The 15,202-nt window shown below is 53.8% G+C and carries 15 protein-coding genes and 1 tRNA gene; 9 read left to right on the top strand and 7 right to left on the bottom strand.

Annotated features, from left to right (window positions below; all coding sequences use genetic code 11):
* Window positions 1-64 precede the first annotated feature (64 nt).
* Window positions 65-952 (bottom strand): Dyp-type peroxidase, encoded by an 888-nt coding sequence (locus tag ACRESJ_RS16840; protein ID WP_431758910.1) that lies wholly within the window; start codon window positions 950-952, stop codon window positions 65-67.
* 277 nt (window positions 953-1,229) lie between these two features.
* Here ACRESJ_RS16840 and ACRESJ_RS16835 point away from each other — a divergent pair, with 277 nt between their 5' ends.
* The 4 genes from ACRESJ_RS16835 (at window position 1,230) to ACRESJ_RS16820 (ending at window position 6,472) form a co-directional block, all read left to right on the top strand.
* The gene (locus tag ACRESJ_RS16835; protein ID WP_431758909.1) at window positions 1,230-2,855 is read left to right on the top strand and encodes an NADP-dependent glyceraldehyde-3-phosphate dehydrogenase; all 1,626 of its coding nucleotides are present in this window, start codon (window positions 1,230-1,232) and stop codon (window positions 2,853-2,855) included.
* Between the two features lie 23 nt (window positions 2,856-2,878).
* Window positions 2,879-3,073 (top strand): hypothetical protein, encoded by a 195-nt coding sequence (locus ACRESJ_RS16830; RefSeq protein WP_431758908.1) that lies wholly within the window; start codon window positions 2,879-2,881, stop codon window positions 3,071-3,073.
* A gap of 120 nt (window positions 3,074-3,193) precedes the next feature.
* Window positions 3,194-5,200: a hypothetical protein gene (locus ACRESJ_RS16825; protein WP_431758907.1), complete on the top strand. Its 2,007-nt coding sequence runs from the start codon at window positions 3,194-3,196 to the stop codon at window positions 5,198-5,200.
* A gap of 27 nt (window positions 5,201-5,227) precedes the next feature.
* Window positions 5,228-6,472, top strand: a complete 1,245-nt coding sequence (locus tag ACRESJ_RS16820) for a hypothetical protein (protein WP_431758906.1) — start codon at window positions 5,228-5,230, stop codon at window positions 6,470-6,472.
* Window positions 6,473-6,475: 3 nt separating this feature from the next.
* Here the strand turns inward: ACRESJ_RS16820 and ACRESJ_RS16815 are convergent, their stop codons facing one another.
* Window positions 6,476-7,369, bottom strand: a complete 894-nt coding sequence (locus ACRESJ_RS16815; protein WP_431758905.1) for a DMT family transporter — start codon at window positions 7,367-7,369, stop codon at window positions 6,476-6,478.
* Between the two features lie 136 nt (window positions 7,370-7,505).
* Between ACRESJ_RS16815 and ACRESJ_RS16810 the strand changes: the two genes are divergently transcribed.
* A complete protein-coding gene (locus tag ACRESJ_RS16810; RefSeq protein WP_431758904.1) occupies window positions 7,506-7,943 on the top strand; it encodes an Lrp/AsnC family transcriptional regulator in 438 nt (145 codons plus the stop codon).
* A 58-nt stretch (window positions 7,944-8,001) separates the two neighbouring features.
* Window positions 8,002-8,331 (top strand): YceK/YidQ family lipoprotein, encoded by a 330-nt coding sequence (locus ACRESJ_RS16805; RefSeq protein ID WP_431758903.1) that lies wholly within the window; start codon window positions 8,002-8,004, stop codon window positions 8,329-8,331.
* Between the two features lie 59 nt (window positions 8,332-8,390).
* On the opposite strand, the gene ACRESJ_RS16800 is transcribed toward ACRESJ_RS16805, so the two are convergent.
* Complete coding sequence (locus tag ACRESJ_RS16800) at window positions 8,391-9,062, bottom strand: Bax inhibitor-1/YccA family protein (protein WP_431758902.1); 672 nt, start codon at window positions 9,060-9,062, stop codon at window positions 8,391-8,393.
* 124 nt (window positions 9,063-9,186) lie between these two features.
* On the opposite strand from ACRESJ_RS16800, the gene ACRESJ_RS16795 reads away from it, so the two are divergent.
* Window positions 9,187-9,274, top strand: a tRNA-Ser gene (locus tag ACRESJ_RS16795).
* A gap of 211 nt (window positions 9,275-9,485) precedes the next feature.
* On the opposite strand, the gene ACRESJ_RS16790 is transcribed toward ACRESJ_RS16795, so the two are convergent.
* On the bottom strand, window positions 9,486-9,953 hold the full coding sequence (locus ACRESJ_RS16790) for an HNH endonuclease (protein ID WP_431758901.1): 468 nt from the start codon (window positions 9,951-9,953) through the stop codon (window positions 9,486-9,488).
* Window positions 9,954-10,707: 754 nt separating this feature from the next.
* Between ACRESJ_RS16790 and ACRESJ_RS16785 the strand changes: the two genes are divergently transcribed.
* Window positions 10,708-11,001, top strand: coding sequence for a metal-sensing transcriptional repressor (locus ACRESJ_RS16785; RefSeq protein ID WP_431758900.1), 294 nt, complete (start codon window positions 10,708-10,710; stop codon window positions 10,999-11,001).
* A 7-nt stretch (window positions 11,002-11,008) separates the two neighbouring features.
* Entirely contained in the window at window positions 11,009-12,145 is a 1,137-nt protein-coding gene (locus ACRESJ_RS16780) for a nickel/cobalt efflux protein RcnA (RefSeq protein ID WP_431758899.1), read from the top strand.
* An 85-nt stretch (window positions 12,146-12,230) separates the two neighbouring features.
* Here the strand turns inward: ACRESJ_RS16780 and ACRESJ_RS16775 are convergent, their stop codons facing one another.
* The 3 genes from ACRESJ_RS16775 to ACRESJ_RS16765 all read right to left on the bottom strand — a co-directional run bounded on the left by ACRESJ_RS16775 (window position 12,231) and on the right by ACRESJ_RS16765 (window position 15,061).
* Window positions 12,231-12,683 (bottom strand): chromate resistance protein ChrB domain-containing protein, encoded by a 453-nt coding sequence (locus tag ACRESJ_RS16775; protein WP_431758898.1) that lies wholly within the window; start codon window positions 12,681-12,683, stop codon window positions 12,231-12,233.
* Between the two features lie 82 nt (window positions 12,684-12,765).
* Window positions 12,766-14,124, bottom strand: coding sequence for a chromate efflux transporter (chrA, locus tag ACRESJ_RS16770; RefSeq protein WP_431758897.1), 1,359 nt, complete (start codon window positions 14,122-14,124; stop codon window positions 12,766-12,768).
* Window positions 14,117-15,061, bottom strand: a complete 945-nt coding sequence (locus ACRESJ_RS16765) for a chromate resistance protein ChrB domain-containing protein (RefSeq protein WP_431758896.1) — start codon at window positions 15,059-15,061, stop codon at window positions 14,117-14,119. Before ACRESJ_RS16765 ends, chrA begins: the two co-directional genes overlap by 8 nt.
* Between the last annotated feature and the right edge of the window lie 141 nt (window positions 15,062-15,202).

Here is a 15,202-nt window from a genome sequence, read left to right as displayed (position 1 = left end):
ACATTGGAATGCGTTCCTCGTAGGAGCTGCCGCAGGCTGCGATCTTTTGATCTCGAGGCGTCAATTACCCCTGAGGCAAAGCCCGCAAATCCAGTCGCCCGTCTTTCAACGGTGGGCACCAGTAGTAGCCACCAGTGATCGGACGGCTGATACGGTACAAGCCGTCAGTAATGCCGTCTTCCAGACCGCTCATGCGACGCAGCTGGGCTTCGAAGGCGTCGAGGGAAAAACCGAAGGCAAGGAACATCAGGCCGGCGCGGTCGTCTTCGATCCATGGCATCGAGCGACGGACCACAAACGCCTCGGGCGCGAAGCTTTCCTGGGCGGTGCGTTTAACGTGGGCGGAAATTGGCGCGTCATCGATCTCTTCGTTGTCGCTTAGGCGGCGCCCCATGATGTCGTCTGTTTCATGGGACGGCATCGCGTGGAAACGCTTGAGGTCATGCTGCCATTGCTGGATCGCGGCAAAGCTGCCGCCGACCGTGCCATCCGCACCCGCGCTCACCAGCGCGGCGGCCGCAGCAGCTTCGTCCCGAGGGTTCTCGGTGCCGTCTTCATAACCGGTCAGGTCGTGGCCTTCGCGATGACGGAAGCCTTCCGTCACCTGCACCAGGCGCAACGCCGGTGCCAATGCCGCAGCGAAAGCATTGCTGCGATTGAGCAATTCGCCACGGTCGACACCGTGCAGCCAGCACCAGAGCGCATGCTGCGTCGATGGGTTATCGACGCCCACTCCGGTCAGCGCCGGGAAAACCCGCAGGCCTTCGATGTTGCCTTCAAGAGCCTTGACCAGGGATTCACCGAAACCGACCACCGCCGACTTGCCGTCCACCAGTTGCAGCAATTTATTCAGCGCAGCCGGCAAATCAGTAACGGATTCGAGGGCGAAGAACATATGACGGGCGTGAGGCGGAACGGGGGTGGCGAGAATGCCCGGCTGGTAATGACTCATATGAACTCCTTTGGAAAGAACGCGAGTTTAACTCCGGCAACGTCCTTTGTGTGCGGCGAGGTCAAAGATTGCAGTCTACGCTTGAGGCACAAGATCCAGACCCTCAACCCCTCTACTCTGCCCTTTATCGCTCGACCCCCTTCTGTAGGAGCGAGCTTGCTCGCGATGGTCGTCAACGATGACGCAGGCATTCAGGCACCTTGCGTCACCTGGACGTTTTTCGCGAGCAAGCTCGCGCCTACAGGTTTGTGGCAGACATTTCAAATGAGGTAGCGACATGAGCACAGCAGATCTTCTTGGCAACCTGTTTCCCACGGCCGGCAGCATCCCGGAAAAATACCGCCTCGACGGCCCGACCGAACAACGCGAATACCTGGTCGACGGCGTCCTGAAAACCTGGCCAGGCGCCCTCGCCCAGGTCCGCAGCCCGGTGTACCTGAGCGGTGCGAACGGCGATGAGCAAGTGATGCTTGGCAGCACGCCGCTGCTCGACGCCGAAACCGCTTTGACTGCCCTCGACGCCGCCGTCCGCGCCTATGATCGCGGCCAGGGTTTGTGGCCGACGATGCGCGTGGCCGAACGCATCCAGCACGTCGAAACCTTCCTGGGTCGAATGCGTGAACAGCGCGAAGCCGTGGTCAAATTGCTGATGTGGGAAATCGGCAAGAACCTCAAGGACTCGGAAAAAGAGTTCGACCGCACCTGCGATTACATCGTCGACACCATCAACGCGCTCAAGGAATTGGACCGCCGTTCCAGCCGCTTCGAACTGGAACAGGACACCCTCGGCCAGATCCGCCGTGTCCCGCTGGGCGTCGCGCTGTGCATGGGCCCTTACAACTACCCGCTGAACGAGACGTTCACCACGTTGATCCCGGCGCTGATCATGGGCAACACCGTGGTGTTCAAACCGGCGAAGCTCGGTGTACTGCTGATTCGCCCGTTGCTGGAAGCGTTCCGTGACAGCTTCCCGGCCGGGGTGATCAACGTGATCTATGGCAGCGGGCGCGAAACCGTCAGCGCGCTGATGGCCAGCGGCAAGGTCGATATCTTCGCCTTCATCGGCACCAACAAGGCGGCCAGCGACCTGAAGAAACTCCACCCAAAACCTCACCGCCTGCGTGCGGCCCTGGGGCTGGATGCGAAGAACCCCGGCATCGTCCTGCCCGAAGTGGATTTGGATAACGCCGTCAATGAAGCGGTCACCGGTTCGCTGTCGTTCAATGGTCAGCGCTGCACCGCGCTGAAGATCCTGTTTGTCCACGAGGACGTGGTCGACACCTTCATCGAAAAATTCAATGCCAAACTCGCCACGCTCAAACCCGGCATGCCTTGGGAAAGTGGCGTGGCCCTGACACCATTGCCGGAATCGAGCAAGGTCGATTACCTGCACTCACTGGTGGCCGATGCCGTCGGCAAGGGCGCCAAAGTGGTGAACCCTAACGGTGGCGAGGCACGCGCCTCATTTTTCTATCCCGCCGTGCTGTACCCGGTCACGCCACAGATGCGCGTGTATCAGGAAGAACAGTTTGGCCCGGTGGTGCCCATCGTGCCGTACCGCCATCTGGATACGGTGATTGATTACGTCCTGGAGTCGGACTTCGGCCAGCAATTGAGCATTTTCGGCACCAACCCTGTGGCCGTCGGCCGATTGGTCGACACCTTCGCCAACCAGGTCGGGCGCATCAACCTCAACGCCCAATGCCAACGTGGCCCCGATACCTACCCCTTCAACGGGCGCAAGAACTCCGCCGAAGGCACCTTGTCGGTACATGATGCGTTGCGGGTGTTTTCGATCCGGACACTGGTAGCCACCAAGTTTCAGGAGACTAACAAGGACCTGATCAGCGAAATCATCAGTGGTCGCAGTTCAAGCTTTTTGACCACTGATTACATTTTCTGAGGAGTGTGAATCTGAGCAAATCCGTGGGCCAACGATTGCCACCGTTGTTGCGCCGGCTACTGCGTCCGCTGCTGGATCCGTACCGGCGCTATCGGCATGCTCGGGTGATTCATGCAGTGCGGGTATCGCTGGGGTTACTGGCATCGATCCTGCGAACCACAGGCATCAATCTGCCCCACGGGGTGTCACCTGAGCAACACTGCATTGAAATGGAATAGATGACCTTAAACAATAACAACTTCAGTTAAAGCTACATAAATGAGCCTTTTTTTATAGCCGGCGCGACACCCCTCACTACAATATATCGATCATGACTCCCAATATGACAAGGTCGCCAAGTGCTTAGCATCCGTCACAGCTATCAATCCACTGACTCATTCAAATTCATCGAAGCAACAACCACCCAAGGGGATCGATCATTCATATTTGACGACAAAACCAAAACTCTCCTTTTATTAAAAGAAACGAGCAACACTACAGGACCCAAACTCGAACTTCACAAAGTAAACTCTTCAGAAATAAAAGACCTGGAGATAACCTTCATCAAAAATCTGATCCAATGCAACCCGGCTGGAATGCCACGAGAGCTTGGCTCTGTACGCATATTTCTTGACCAATACAATACCAGCAGCTCAATTCCCGAGCGTTTTCGAGCGCTAACGGAATTGAGTGAGCTTGAGAGATCCCAGTACAAGCAAGTTTCCGACATACCAACAACAGAGGCACTTCGGTGCAATCTTTTATCTCTCATCGATGAAGATTTAAGAGCGCAATTCAGTGCAATACTGAACGAATGGGCAACATTCGGAGTATCTGCAAGTGAAATCGACGTTCGTACCTATTCAGATTTCAAGGCATTTTATGATGAGGTCATGGAGTGCCACGCAACCAAAAAAGAAGACTACACAAAACTTGACTTTGCAACACAAAACATCAAGCCGCTAATAACGGATACTCGGTGCCTTGATGCAAAGTTGTCACCTCTACAACTTTTCAAAGCAGCCTATCAACTGGGTGATGCGCCTGCCGTCTCTAACTTCCGCTTTATGGACAACCCTGCCAGCAAAGATGACGGCAAATACAGAGAATGGATGTTCCATTTCGACAACAGCAATTATGCTGCTGAATTTAAACTCATCACTACGCGGATTACGGGCACGTGTCTGGCAAACAAGGAACAGTGCCTGGCCGCTTTTCCCTATGACACGTCGCAGTCCATTCGTTTCACCAGGAGCGAAGCCGCCACAAAATTCCCCAACCGTGAAGATTTGGAGAATGAATTTCGCGGTGTTCCAGGTGCGAGCTACGTAGTGATTCAAAATCCGGATAACGATACGCCGTTGGAAACCGGCATTCGAACCGAAATGATCGTGCATCATCGATCAGCTAGCAGTAAGGACGGCGAGGATCACGGTGAGTCCAGAAGCTCCGAGTTGATGACCTTTCATGGACAGGACCGCTGCAAGCCCTTTCTCTCAGATAATGAACTGAAGCAAGCCGACCACCTTACCCCATTGCAGAAATTTGTATTGGGTGGATTCAAAAAAGACAGTCCTGAAAAATTCATGCAGTACCTGGAAGCGGAAAAGCAAACACTCAATCTGCAGGTTAGAAATCTAATCGCTGAACATCGGGTCAAACCTCTGAATAGTTTGACAGTCGCGAGGTTCGACGAAACTGGATCAACGGTGATCAACAAGCCTTTGTTCGATAAACAAATGAATACATACGAAAATCTTCCGGAAGTAATTGAACGCGTTCCGAGCCTCGCAGATGAAAGTAGCTGGCATAACGAGACCCTCTTCAAAATGGTCCCAATGCTGATGAACTACGACCAGAACGCTGAACTCAAACCTGACTGCACAGAAAACGATGCATTTCCCGCCCGTACCCAGCTTAGAGAGCGGACCAAGGAGGCATTTTTCAGACCATTGGAAAGGGACCTGCCTCAGGTGAGATTCAGCACTGAGCAGCAACATCTTCTTCCCTTGGAGAAAATCATCGATGTCGCGCAAAACATCCATGATTTCTACAGCAAATTTGCACCTAAGTTGAAAGAGGTTGAACCGGGTCACGCAATGGCCGGATTATTTGAGAGTCGTGCAGCACTCGCGAAGGAATACACCGAGCAATTCAGATTGAGGGCGACCTTACCTGAAACGCATCAGGTACTCACCCTGTTCACCTATTACATGCTTGATGATCTGGACCTCGCCAGTCAAACGCTCTCCAACAGCAATATCAAGGTTGACACTACCTCCCTTGAATTAATCAAAAATGAAAAAACATCGATACTGCAGCACTTCATTACTCATCGAATATTGAGCGATCGAAACAAGAGCTAACATCTCCCTTAAAAGCGGGGCATCCATATGGATGCCCCGTCACTTTCCCTACCGGGGCACAGTATCAAAGCAATGACAACCAACTACAGATCAACCATACAGCGATGCATTCCAATCACTCCAAGCAATCAAGCGCACGTGGAGCCAGTCATTGAAAAAAAGAACAATGATTCATTCACCAAGATCGACGAGGTGAGAGGTCAGTCTCTTAGCAGTATTGAGAAGATGACTCAGCCATCCGCTCAACCTGATGAAAGAGATCATTTATCACCCTATATGATTGACCTCTTGGGCAGAACAGAAACTTTATCTTTCGCCGAAAAAGTACTTCAAGCCTCAAGAAAACAATTACTGGACAGACTGGGTATTGACGACACACAGAAACAACAACGCCAAACCAGGCTACATGCCGACCGAGATTCAATTTCCAGATTTTATAACCTCCCTGCCAATGCGCACGCACAATCACTGACATTGAATGGGGCTCCATTCATGGAGCAGGACCCGACGACTCCGTACTTTAGCGATCAAAAAGTAATAACGCCAGACTTGCGGATTTACAGGAACAACGAAAATACCCACCTATTGGACTTACTACGCTGTAAATTTCGTGATGATAGCAAAGTCGCATTTGATAAGGCACCGATAGAAAGACTGGAAAGCTATAACCACACCGTATACGTAAACGAATCACAACGACACGAAAATGGCGAATCCAACAAAGCAAATTACTTTATTGAAATGATCGAGTACCTGAAGCTAAAAGCAGGTCCTGGTGACTTTATCGTACAGAACTCACTTGAAAGCAGCAGCGACAAACACATACCCCACTTTCAATTCATCCCTCACCAAGTGCCGCTCCCCATTTTTTCCCACGCTCCCCTACCCGAACAAGATAGCGGCACTCCAACAATCGAATGGCACCTTCCCTCCCATTATCAGCGGATTGACTTAGAATCCAATTGGCACGAAACAATCACCACATTGCAAGAGTCCTGCAAAAAACTCTTGAACACTCATCACATTAGTACCACTCCGATTTTCAGAATGTCGGAACACGATCAAATTGAGGCTTTTTTGGTTTTCAAAAAAGACGGCTCATCTGAGTGGAACATGACATCAAAAGAGGTTGAACACACTCCCGGATGGCTTGAAGCCTGCGGCATATTTATCGCCAATACCTCCAAGGCGGAAGCTTTCAAATTCAAGGGAACAGAGGAATATTATGCGGCTTACAGCGTGACTGCTGAGCGCATAGGCGAGTTATTCTGACCATCACGGTGTAACCGTTCTGCGAATTTTCAGGATCCAACCCTGTTGCATACCGGCAGCAGCCAACAAAATTGCAGCAACGCCGCCCCATTGCAGCGGCTCCAGCCGATGACCAAAGGCAAACCAATCGATAAAAATCGCTGCGATGGGATAGATGAACGACAGTGCCCCTGTCAATGCGCTCGGCAGTTTCTGAATCGCACCATACAACAGCACATACATCACACCGGTGTGCACGATGCCCAAGGTAACGAGGCTGGCCCACGCGCTCGGCGCCTGGGGCATTGCCGAAAAGTGCGCGAAGGGCGCGAGCAACAGCACACCGGTGCTGACCTGAATCAGAGCGATCAGATGCGGTGGTGTGCCGGTCAGGCGCTTGATGATCAATGCAGCAATCGCATAGAGAAACGCCGCACCCAACGCCAGGGCAATCCCAACCAGATACTCGTTGCCACTCTCGCCCTGCCCGCCGTGGGCGCTAACAATCGCCAGCATCCCGAGAAACGAAACGCCCAGCCAGGCCAGTTTCTGCAAAGTGATTTTTTCGTTGAGGAACACTGCGGCCAGCCCCACCAGCATGAACGGCTGAATGTTGTAGACCGCAGTACCGATGGCAATAGAGGCGCGAGAGTAGGACGCGAACAACAGCACCCAGTTGCCGACGATCGCTACACCACTGAGCACGGCCAACAGGAAGGTGGTACGGGTCAAAATGCCGGGGCGCAGAAAACCGAACACTGCGCAAATCAGCAACAAGGTGCCAGCCCCGAACAGGCAGCGCCAGAACACTACATCCAGCACCGGTTGCCCGGACACCAGCACGAACCAGCCGATGGTCCCGGAGATCAGCATGGCAGCGGTCATTTCAAATGAGCCGCGACGTATTGTTTTGTCCATCATCAGACTCCCGTGATTGATGGGCAAAGTATGACTATCCACAACCGGGCTTCTCCAGCGCAAAAAGCAGGCTAAACTCGCTATCTGCCTTTTTTATCGAGGCTATTTTGACTGACCGCCTAATTGAGGTTTCGCCATGACCGATGACATCGACCAAGTGCTGATCACGGCCTTGATGCAAGACTCGCGACGCTCGCTCAAGGCCTTGGCGCAAATCAGTGGCCTGTCCTCCCCCAGCGTTGCCGAGCGCCTGCGCCGTCTTGAAGAAAGAGGCGTGCTCAAGGGCTACACCGTAGAAATCGATCCGAAATGCTTCGGCTATCAACTCCAGGCCATCGTGCGTATTCGCCCGCTACCGGGCCAGCTGCAGGAAGTGGAACGGCAGATCATGGCCATTCCCGAGTTCACCGAGTGCGACAAGGTCACCGGCGACGACTGTTTCATCGCGCGCTTGCATGTACGTTCGATGGAACAACTGGACACCCTGCTCGACCGCCTCAACACCCATGCTGAAACCAACACCGCGATCGTCAAGAAGACCCCGGTCAAGCGCCGGTTGCCGCCGATGGCGTGAGTGATGTTTGATCGTCAATGTTGCAAACTGAAGGCCATTTCGACGAAGGATTGGCGGTATGAAAATTCAGGTAGCGCTACTGACGGTATTGATACTCACGGGATGCGGCACGGTTCAGACCGTGGTTCGTGGAGACGAGGTGGCGGCGAAGAGTCTCAAGGAGCAAAAGAGTTACTGCGGCGCGATTCCGCGGATTTACAGTGGTGTGACTTACGACTTTTGCGCGTTGAATGCTCCCCTGCAGAATGGACGTGATGCAGACAAACACGACAACGCCCCGGCCATTGTGCTGATAGACGTGGTTCTTTCCGGTGCTCTCGACACCTTGTTACTGCCCTATACCATCTACCGCCAACAGGCCGATGGCAGCATTATCATCAGCGAATAATCCCGAAGTTCGAGCAATAAAAAACCCGCCGAAGCGGGTTTTTTACTCACTGCCAACGATCAATCATCGCGGCCCATGATGCCGAACAGCTGCAACAAGCTGATGAACAGGTTGTAGATCGATACATACAGGCTGATGGTCGCCATGATGTAGTTGCGCTCGCCGCCGTGGATGATGGCGCTGGTCTGGAACAGGATGCAAACCGAAGAGAACAGCACGAAACCTGCGCTGATCGCCAGTTGCAGACCGCTGATCTGGAAGAAGAAGCTGGCCAGCGTCGCACCCAGCAGCACGAAGAAACCTGCGGTGATGAAACCGCCGAGGAAGCTCATGTCCTTGCGGGTGATCAGTACGTAGGCCGACAGACCGCCGAATACCAGTGCCGTCATCGCGAATGCCGAACTGACGACTTCAGCGCCGCCCTGCATGCCCAGGTAACGGTTGAGGATCGGGCCGAGCAGGAAACCCATGAAACCGGTCAAGGCAAATGCCGACACCAGGCCCCAGGCGGAATCACGGAGTTTGTTGGTTAGGAAGAAAAGGCCGTAGAAGCCAATCAGCACCACGAAAATATTCGGGTAGCCAACACGCATCTGCTGGGCAACGAAGGCCATCACACCACTGAATGCGAGGGTCAGTGCGAGCAAGCCGTATGTGTTGCGCAGGACGCGGCTAACCTCTAGCTGCTCGGCCTGCACGCTGTTATTAACTGCGTAATCCTGTTCGCGCATGGCGACACTCCTGTTGGGTTTGTAACGTTCAGTCGCAAAGATCATAACAGACGCCTTGTAACAAGCTACGCAGAGAGTTTGACAGTGTGTTTCATTCGGGTATTATGGCGCCCGCAATACAGTTGGAAGCGTGGCCGAGTGGTTTAAGGCAACGGTCTTGAAAACCGTCGATGGGCAACTATCCTAGAGTTCGAATCTCTACGCTTCCGCCATATTTTCACGCTAAAGCCCTGATTATTCAGGGCTTTGTCGTTTCTGGGGTTTGGTGAACAATCTCGCCGCTCGGCATGTGTTCCATAACTATTTTGGAAGTGTTCCAGAACTCAGCTCGTTTTTAGCCTTTCGAGCGTTCTGTCTACCGCATGGCCCTACTCTCATTTCCAGCGGGTGACTGACGCAGGGCGGGTACTTCCGATGTCCCGATCAGGGGCGCAGCGCTCGAAGCTTCTTTACCGCCTCGTCAAAGCTTTCCAATGCCTGACTGATGATAATTTCAGCTTGAGCCTTAGCCGCGGGATCAAAAGGCACATCGCAGGCGCGTTCGATCCAGGCAGAAATATGGGCATGCCGTTCAGATGCTAGGTCCCTATCCGTCACCTTCCTTGCCAAAAAGCGTTGCCACTCTTCTTCCCTTTTTTCATCGCCATTGCATCTGTTGCATGACAGGAGGTAGTTGTGGATTGCGTTTGAACCGCCCGAGGCAGACGACTCGACATGATCCAGGTGCCCGGAACGCGAAGCACGGATCAAAGGAACGCCACAGTACGCACAGGAAGACTGGAAATAATTCCAGAGCTCTTCAATTTCAGAGGGGGATGGATGTGGATCAAGAATCGCCGCGAGACACCGGCGCATTTTATTTTTTGCCATTGATGGTGTGTCTTTGGCCATTTCATTATTTCCAGATCGTTATACCGGTCGACAGATTATCACTCGCGAACCTGAGGTAGCGCACTAGGACCCCATGCTGGGGATTGTAGCGAGCTAAGCTATTGCTTCTTTACGAATAGAGTCAATTTTTAGGACAGCAAAAAATCTACTTTTTTGTATTTTTGCAAACGAAAACAAGCGGCCTCCAGAGGAGGTTTTGCGCACCCTTTTCTGGCGTCCTGCCAAACAATACCTGCCCCATTCGAAGGACTAATGCGCACCCAATCTCACATGCAAAAGAAGCACATCTATCGCATTTCATGTCGCAGATCATTGAGCACCTGCGACAGACTCACGCGACATCGCAAAGCCTTTACTGTTGGCGCCGACGCCGAATTGACCCAGTTACCGAGATGCCACTGACCCAGTCTGATTCCTCGCGAACCATTTCCCGTGCTGGATTTCTACCGATTGGAGTTGGGTCAGTCTTGCGTCGGCACGTAGGTCAATTCGGGGTCGGCGCCAATACTGTGTAATCCTCCATCGGCCAATGCAGAGATTTTGCAGCAGGCCAGACAGGGGAGCTACTTTTTCAACAGAATCGACCCAAAGCAGTCGGTCAGCAGAGACAGAAACCGGCCAATAGCTGCCTGTCCCAGTAACTAGAAATTGACCGCCCAGACCAATACCCAGGAGCAGACCGCTTTTTGGATTGCCCATATCCTCCCCGGGGGGATAAGATTCGAGTAGATCATTAATCGCGAAGACTCAAATTATGAGTGAGCACGAACACACGCACCCACATGTCCACCAAAGTCATGAGGCGATCATCAAACGCCTCAAGCGGGCGGACGGCCATCTGCGCAGCATCATCACCATGATCGAAGAAGGTCGTGAGTGCGTGGACATCGCCCAGCAACTGCATGCGGTCGAAAAAGCGGTATACCAAGCCAAGCGCACGCTCATCCAAGATCACATTGATCACTGCCTGGAGGACACCGTTTCAGCCTTGAACAATGGCGAACGCGCACCGCTGGAAGCCTTCAAGCAAATCACCAAGTACCTCTAGGTCTGACATGCCCAACTTCGCTGAACTGCTGCAACAAGGCGGGGCTCACGCCTGGCTTTATTTCCCGAGCGCTATTCTGCTCGGTGCCTTGCATGGCCTGGAACCAGGCCACTCAAAAACCATGATGGCAGCCTTCATTGTTGCCATCCGGGGCTCGGTCAAACAGGCGGTTTTGTTGGGACTGGCCGCGACGCTGTCGCATACCGCAGTGGTGTGGTTGGTCGCCATTGGCGGTATGTACCTGGGCAAAGGCCTGGACGCTCAAACCACTGAGCCGTACTTCCAGCTTGCCTCCTCTGCACTGATCATCGTGATTGCGCTTTGGATGCTTTGGCGTACCTGGCGCGGTGAGCAGATGTTCAAATTCGAGCAAGGTGATGATCACCACCATGGCGAGCATGACCATGGTCATCATGATGAGACCCATCGAATTGATACTGGCCATGGCCGCATCGAACTGTCGATCTTCGAAGAAGGCATGCCACCGCATTGGCGCTTGAAGACATTGACCGGACACGCCTGGGCTGCCTCAGCTGTTCGCCTGATGACTACCCGTCCAGACGGCAGCACTCAATCGTTTTCTTTCGTCGAGCGCGAAGGCTTCCTAGAGTCGGCAGTCGATATCCCGGAACCGCATGAGTTCAGTGCGCGCTTGAGTCTTGGCCATGCGGGGCACTCCCATGATTACGATCTGGCGTTCCAGGAGCATGATCATGGGCACGCGCATTCCGAACTGGGAGGTCTTGAGTTGTCGATTGACGGCTATCAGGATGCTCACGAACGTGCACATGCCAACGATATCCGTAAACGCTTTACCAACCGTGAGGTCACCACGGGCCAGATCGTCATGTTCGGTCTGACTGGCGGTCTGATTCCGTGCCCTGCCGCCATCACCGTTCTACTACTGTGCCTTCAGGTTAAGGAAATTGCCCTTGGGGGCATGCTCGTCCTCTGCTTCAGCATCGGTCTGGCGATCACGCTGGTCACAGTGGGCGCTGCTGCAGCCATTGGTGCTAAACAGGCTTCCAACCGTTGGCCTTGGCTGGGCACCGTTGCTCGTCGTGCACCTTATCTCTCCAGCGTGCTGATCATCGGCGTTGGCCTCTACGTGGGCATTCATGGCTGGATGGGATTGACCGCATAACAAGATGTTGGTGCCGAACGGCGCTTACCGCTACTAATGCATCAAAGCCCAGCTCTAGCCTGGGCTTTGATGCAAGCAGGCTTCCTCACATTTGGGGAGGCCAGTTATGCGATTCACCCTGACATTCTTTGCACCAAGCGTAGAGTGCGTCATACATGATCAGTCCGTGCGCCAACATCTCATGATCGTCGGAGTAGCGCTGCGACAGCCCTAGGGATATTGCGTATAGCCCCGCTGATTGCGGCGTCAGATCTAGGCGAGAGGTATCTGCTCCACGCACGATCTTGGCCAACTGTTGCAAGGCGGGCTCACTGAGCTGGTATTTCTTCATAAATGCGTCGAAGCTGCATAGCTCTCCCTCGTGAGTCAGTTCCACGCCGGGAATATCGTAGGGCGCTGCATCTTTCTCGGCTGCAATCCGCAGCACATCACCGCTAGGCACGTATAAAAACTCAGGCTGGGGATCGATAAATCGAATGATCAGCCAGGGGCACGCGATGCGGTCGATCTTGGGTCGTTCACGGGTAATCCACCTCATGGAACACCTCCTGCCTAGCTCTATAGGCTGGGTGATCTGGCGGGCCCGGTGCCCGCCAAAGCCTGTTATCTAATTCGTGCTTTTACCGCAACAGATGCACTGCCAAGCCGACAAGTGCGCAGGCCATCAGCACCTGAATAACGCCTCGCTTGAAGCGAAACAAGGCAACTGCCGCTGCAATGGCGATCAGTGCAGAGGGCCAGTCCAGGTTGCCGCTGAAGCCCTTCGGCCAAAGCACGTGATAGCCGAAGAAACACGCCAGATTGAGGATCACTCCCACCACTGCCGCTGTGATGGCTGTTAGCGGTGCAGTGAACTTGAGTTCATTGTGGGTCGACTCCACTAGCGGGCCACCCGCCAGGATGAATAGGAACGATGGCAGGAAGGTGAACCATGTCACCAAGGAAGCAGCGACAGCGCCTGCCAGAAACACGTGGTCGCTACCGAACACTTGTGCGACATACGCCCCGACAAAGCCGACGAAGGCCACCACCATGATCAATGGCCCTGGTGTGGTTTCCCCTAGCGCCAGACCGTCGATCATCTGTGTCGGGGTCAGCCAGACATAGTGACCGACAGCGCCCTGATACACATACGGCAGCACCGCGTAGGCCCCGCCAAACGTCAAAAGCGCCGCCTTGGTAAAGAACCAGCCCATCTGGGTCAAGGTGCCTTCCCAGCCAAATAATGCGGTCAAAATCCCCATCGGCAATGCCCATAGCGCGGCGCCAATCAGTGCGAGCGATGCCAGCTTGAACCAGCTGAACCGGGCATGTTCCGGGGACGGAGTGTCGTCATCGATCAAGGCCGGGCCGAAGGATTTTTTGGCGGCGCTATGGCCCCCGGCTCTGAATTTCTCGGGTGCCAGGCGTCCACCGACATAACCGATCAATGCGGCCCCAAGAACGATCAACGGGAACGGAACATTGAAGGCGAAGATTGCGGTGAATGACGCCGCCGCTATCGCCCATAGCCAATTGTTCTTCAATGCCCGAGAGCCGATTCGATGGGCCGCCTGCACGACGATGGCGGTCACGGCAGGCTTGATGCCATAGAAGAGCCCAGCCACCACAGGCACTTCGCCGAAGGCGATGTACATCCACGACAAAGCGATCAGGATGAACAATGAGGGCAGCACAAATAGGACGCCAGCAATCACCCCGCCCCAAGTTCGATGCATCAGCCAGCCGATATAGGTCGCCAACTGCTGAGCCTCTGGCCCAGGGAGCAACATGCAGTAGTTAAGGGCATGCAGGAATCTGCGCTCGGATATCCAGCGCCGCCGCTCTACCAATTCCTGGTGCATGATCGAGATCTGTCCCGCAGGCCCACCGAAGCTGATGAAACCGAGTTTCAACCAGAACCAGAACGCCTCACGAAAACTGATCGCTTCCGGCCTCGACAGCTCTTCTTCAACCATTGGTGCCAAAACCTTAGTCATTGGGTTGTTCCTCTTTCACAAACCCGGCGAGCAGACCGTCGAAAATAGCGCTCGCAGCAGCCAGCAAATGGTCGTCGTTGGTAATGGTTTCGCGTAGACCGGCCAGCACGCGCTCGACACCGGCAGCCTCCACCGGCTGAATGCCTCCAACATCGAGGTAATGCACCAAGGCCGCGATACGGTTTAGACCGGGCTCTTGAAGTTCAAAGCTGACTTGCAAGGTTTCGAAGGTCACGCGGTCGCCGACATGACTGAAGGTCGCTCCATCGAAATCGAAACCCAAGGTATCTGCTGGACAGTCTGTCGGGCTGTTGAGCCAGAGAATCTGTGCTTGAGGGTCGATGTAGCGACGAATCAACCAGGCACACGCCAGACGATCAACCCATGGACGCTTGCGTGTCGCCCAGACACGTCCTTGATAGTCACCACGATTGAGTGCCGTTATGAGCTGGTCGCGGCTATGGGGTTCGTCCGCAGATAGCGCTCTGCTGACTGCCGTCTCAAGCTCCTGCAAGGCTGAATCAATTTGATTCTTCGGCTTGCCTGGGAAGTAATCGATGCTCGAAAGCTGATCGTAGATTTTGCGCAGCTTGCGTATCTGTTTGGTGGTGGCCAATGCGTTTTCGAGATTGAGTTGCCCACGACACTCTTCGATCTCTAACCGTAGCTTGCTGTAGTCATCGCTACGGTCAAATAACTCGACAAAACGTTCACCATGCGGATCGACCACCGGCAATGTGTAAGCAGTGCCATTGATGGAAAGGATGTCGCGTTCAACAGATGCTAAGGCTTCACGACAGACATTGATATCAGGCAACAAATAGGCACCATCGCGCAAAACCGCCGCTCCTGATGCCTTCAAAGCGCGCCAGGCTCGCATGCGTTCAGTAGCATTGGCCGTGGGTAAGCCGATAACCAGAGCTAGCCAATTTTTCATGTAGAGTAAGATATTTATAATGTAGTAATGATTACATTACTCTTGTGCTGTGAGGTTGGAAACCTTCCGTCCAAAACGAGTGTTTGACGAGAGCAACCGAGAATGGTTGGGGTGAACACAGGGGTAGTAGGTGCTTCGCGA

It is taken from the genome of Pseudomonas sp., from assembly GCF_050739655.1.
In the GTDB taxonomy this organism is placed as follows: domain Bacteria; phylum Pseudomonadota; class Gammaproteobacteria; order Pseudomonadales; family Pseudomonadaceae; genus Aquipseudomonas.
The sequence above is the reverse complement of the archived record's forward strand: the minus strand, read 5'-3'. Positions and strand labels throughout refer to the sequence as shown.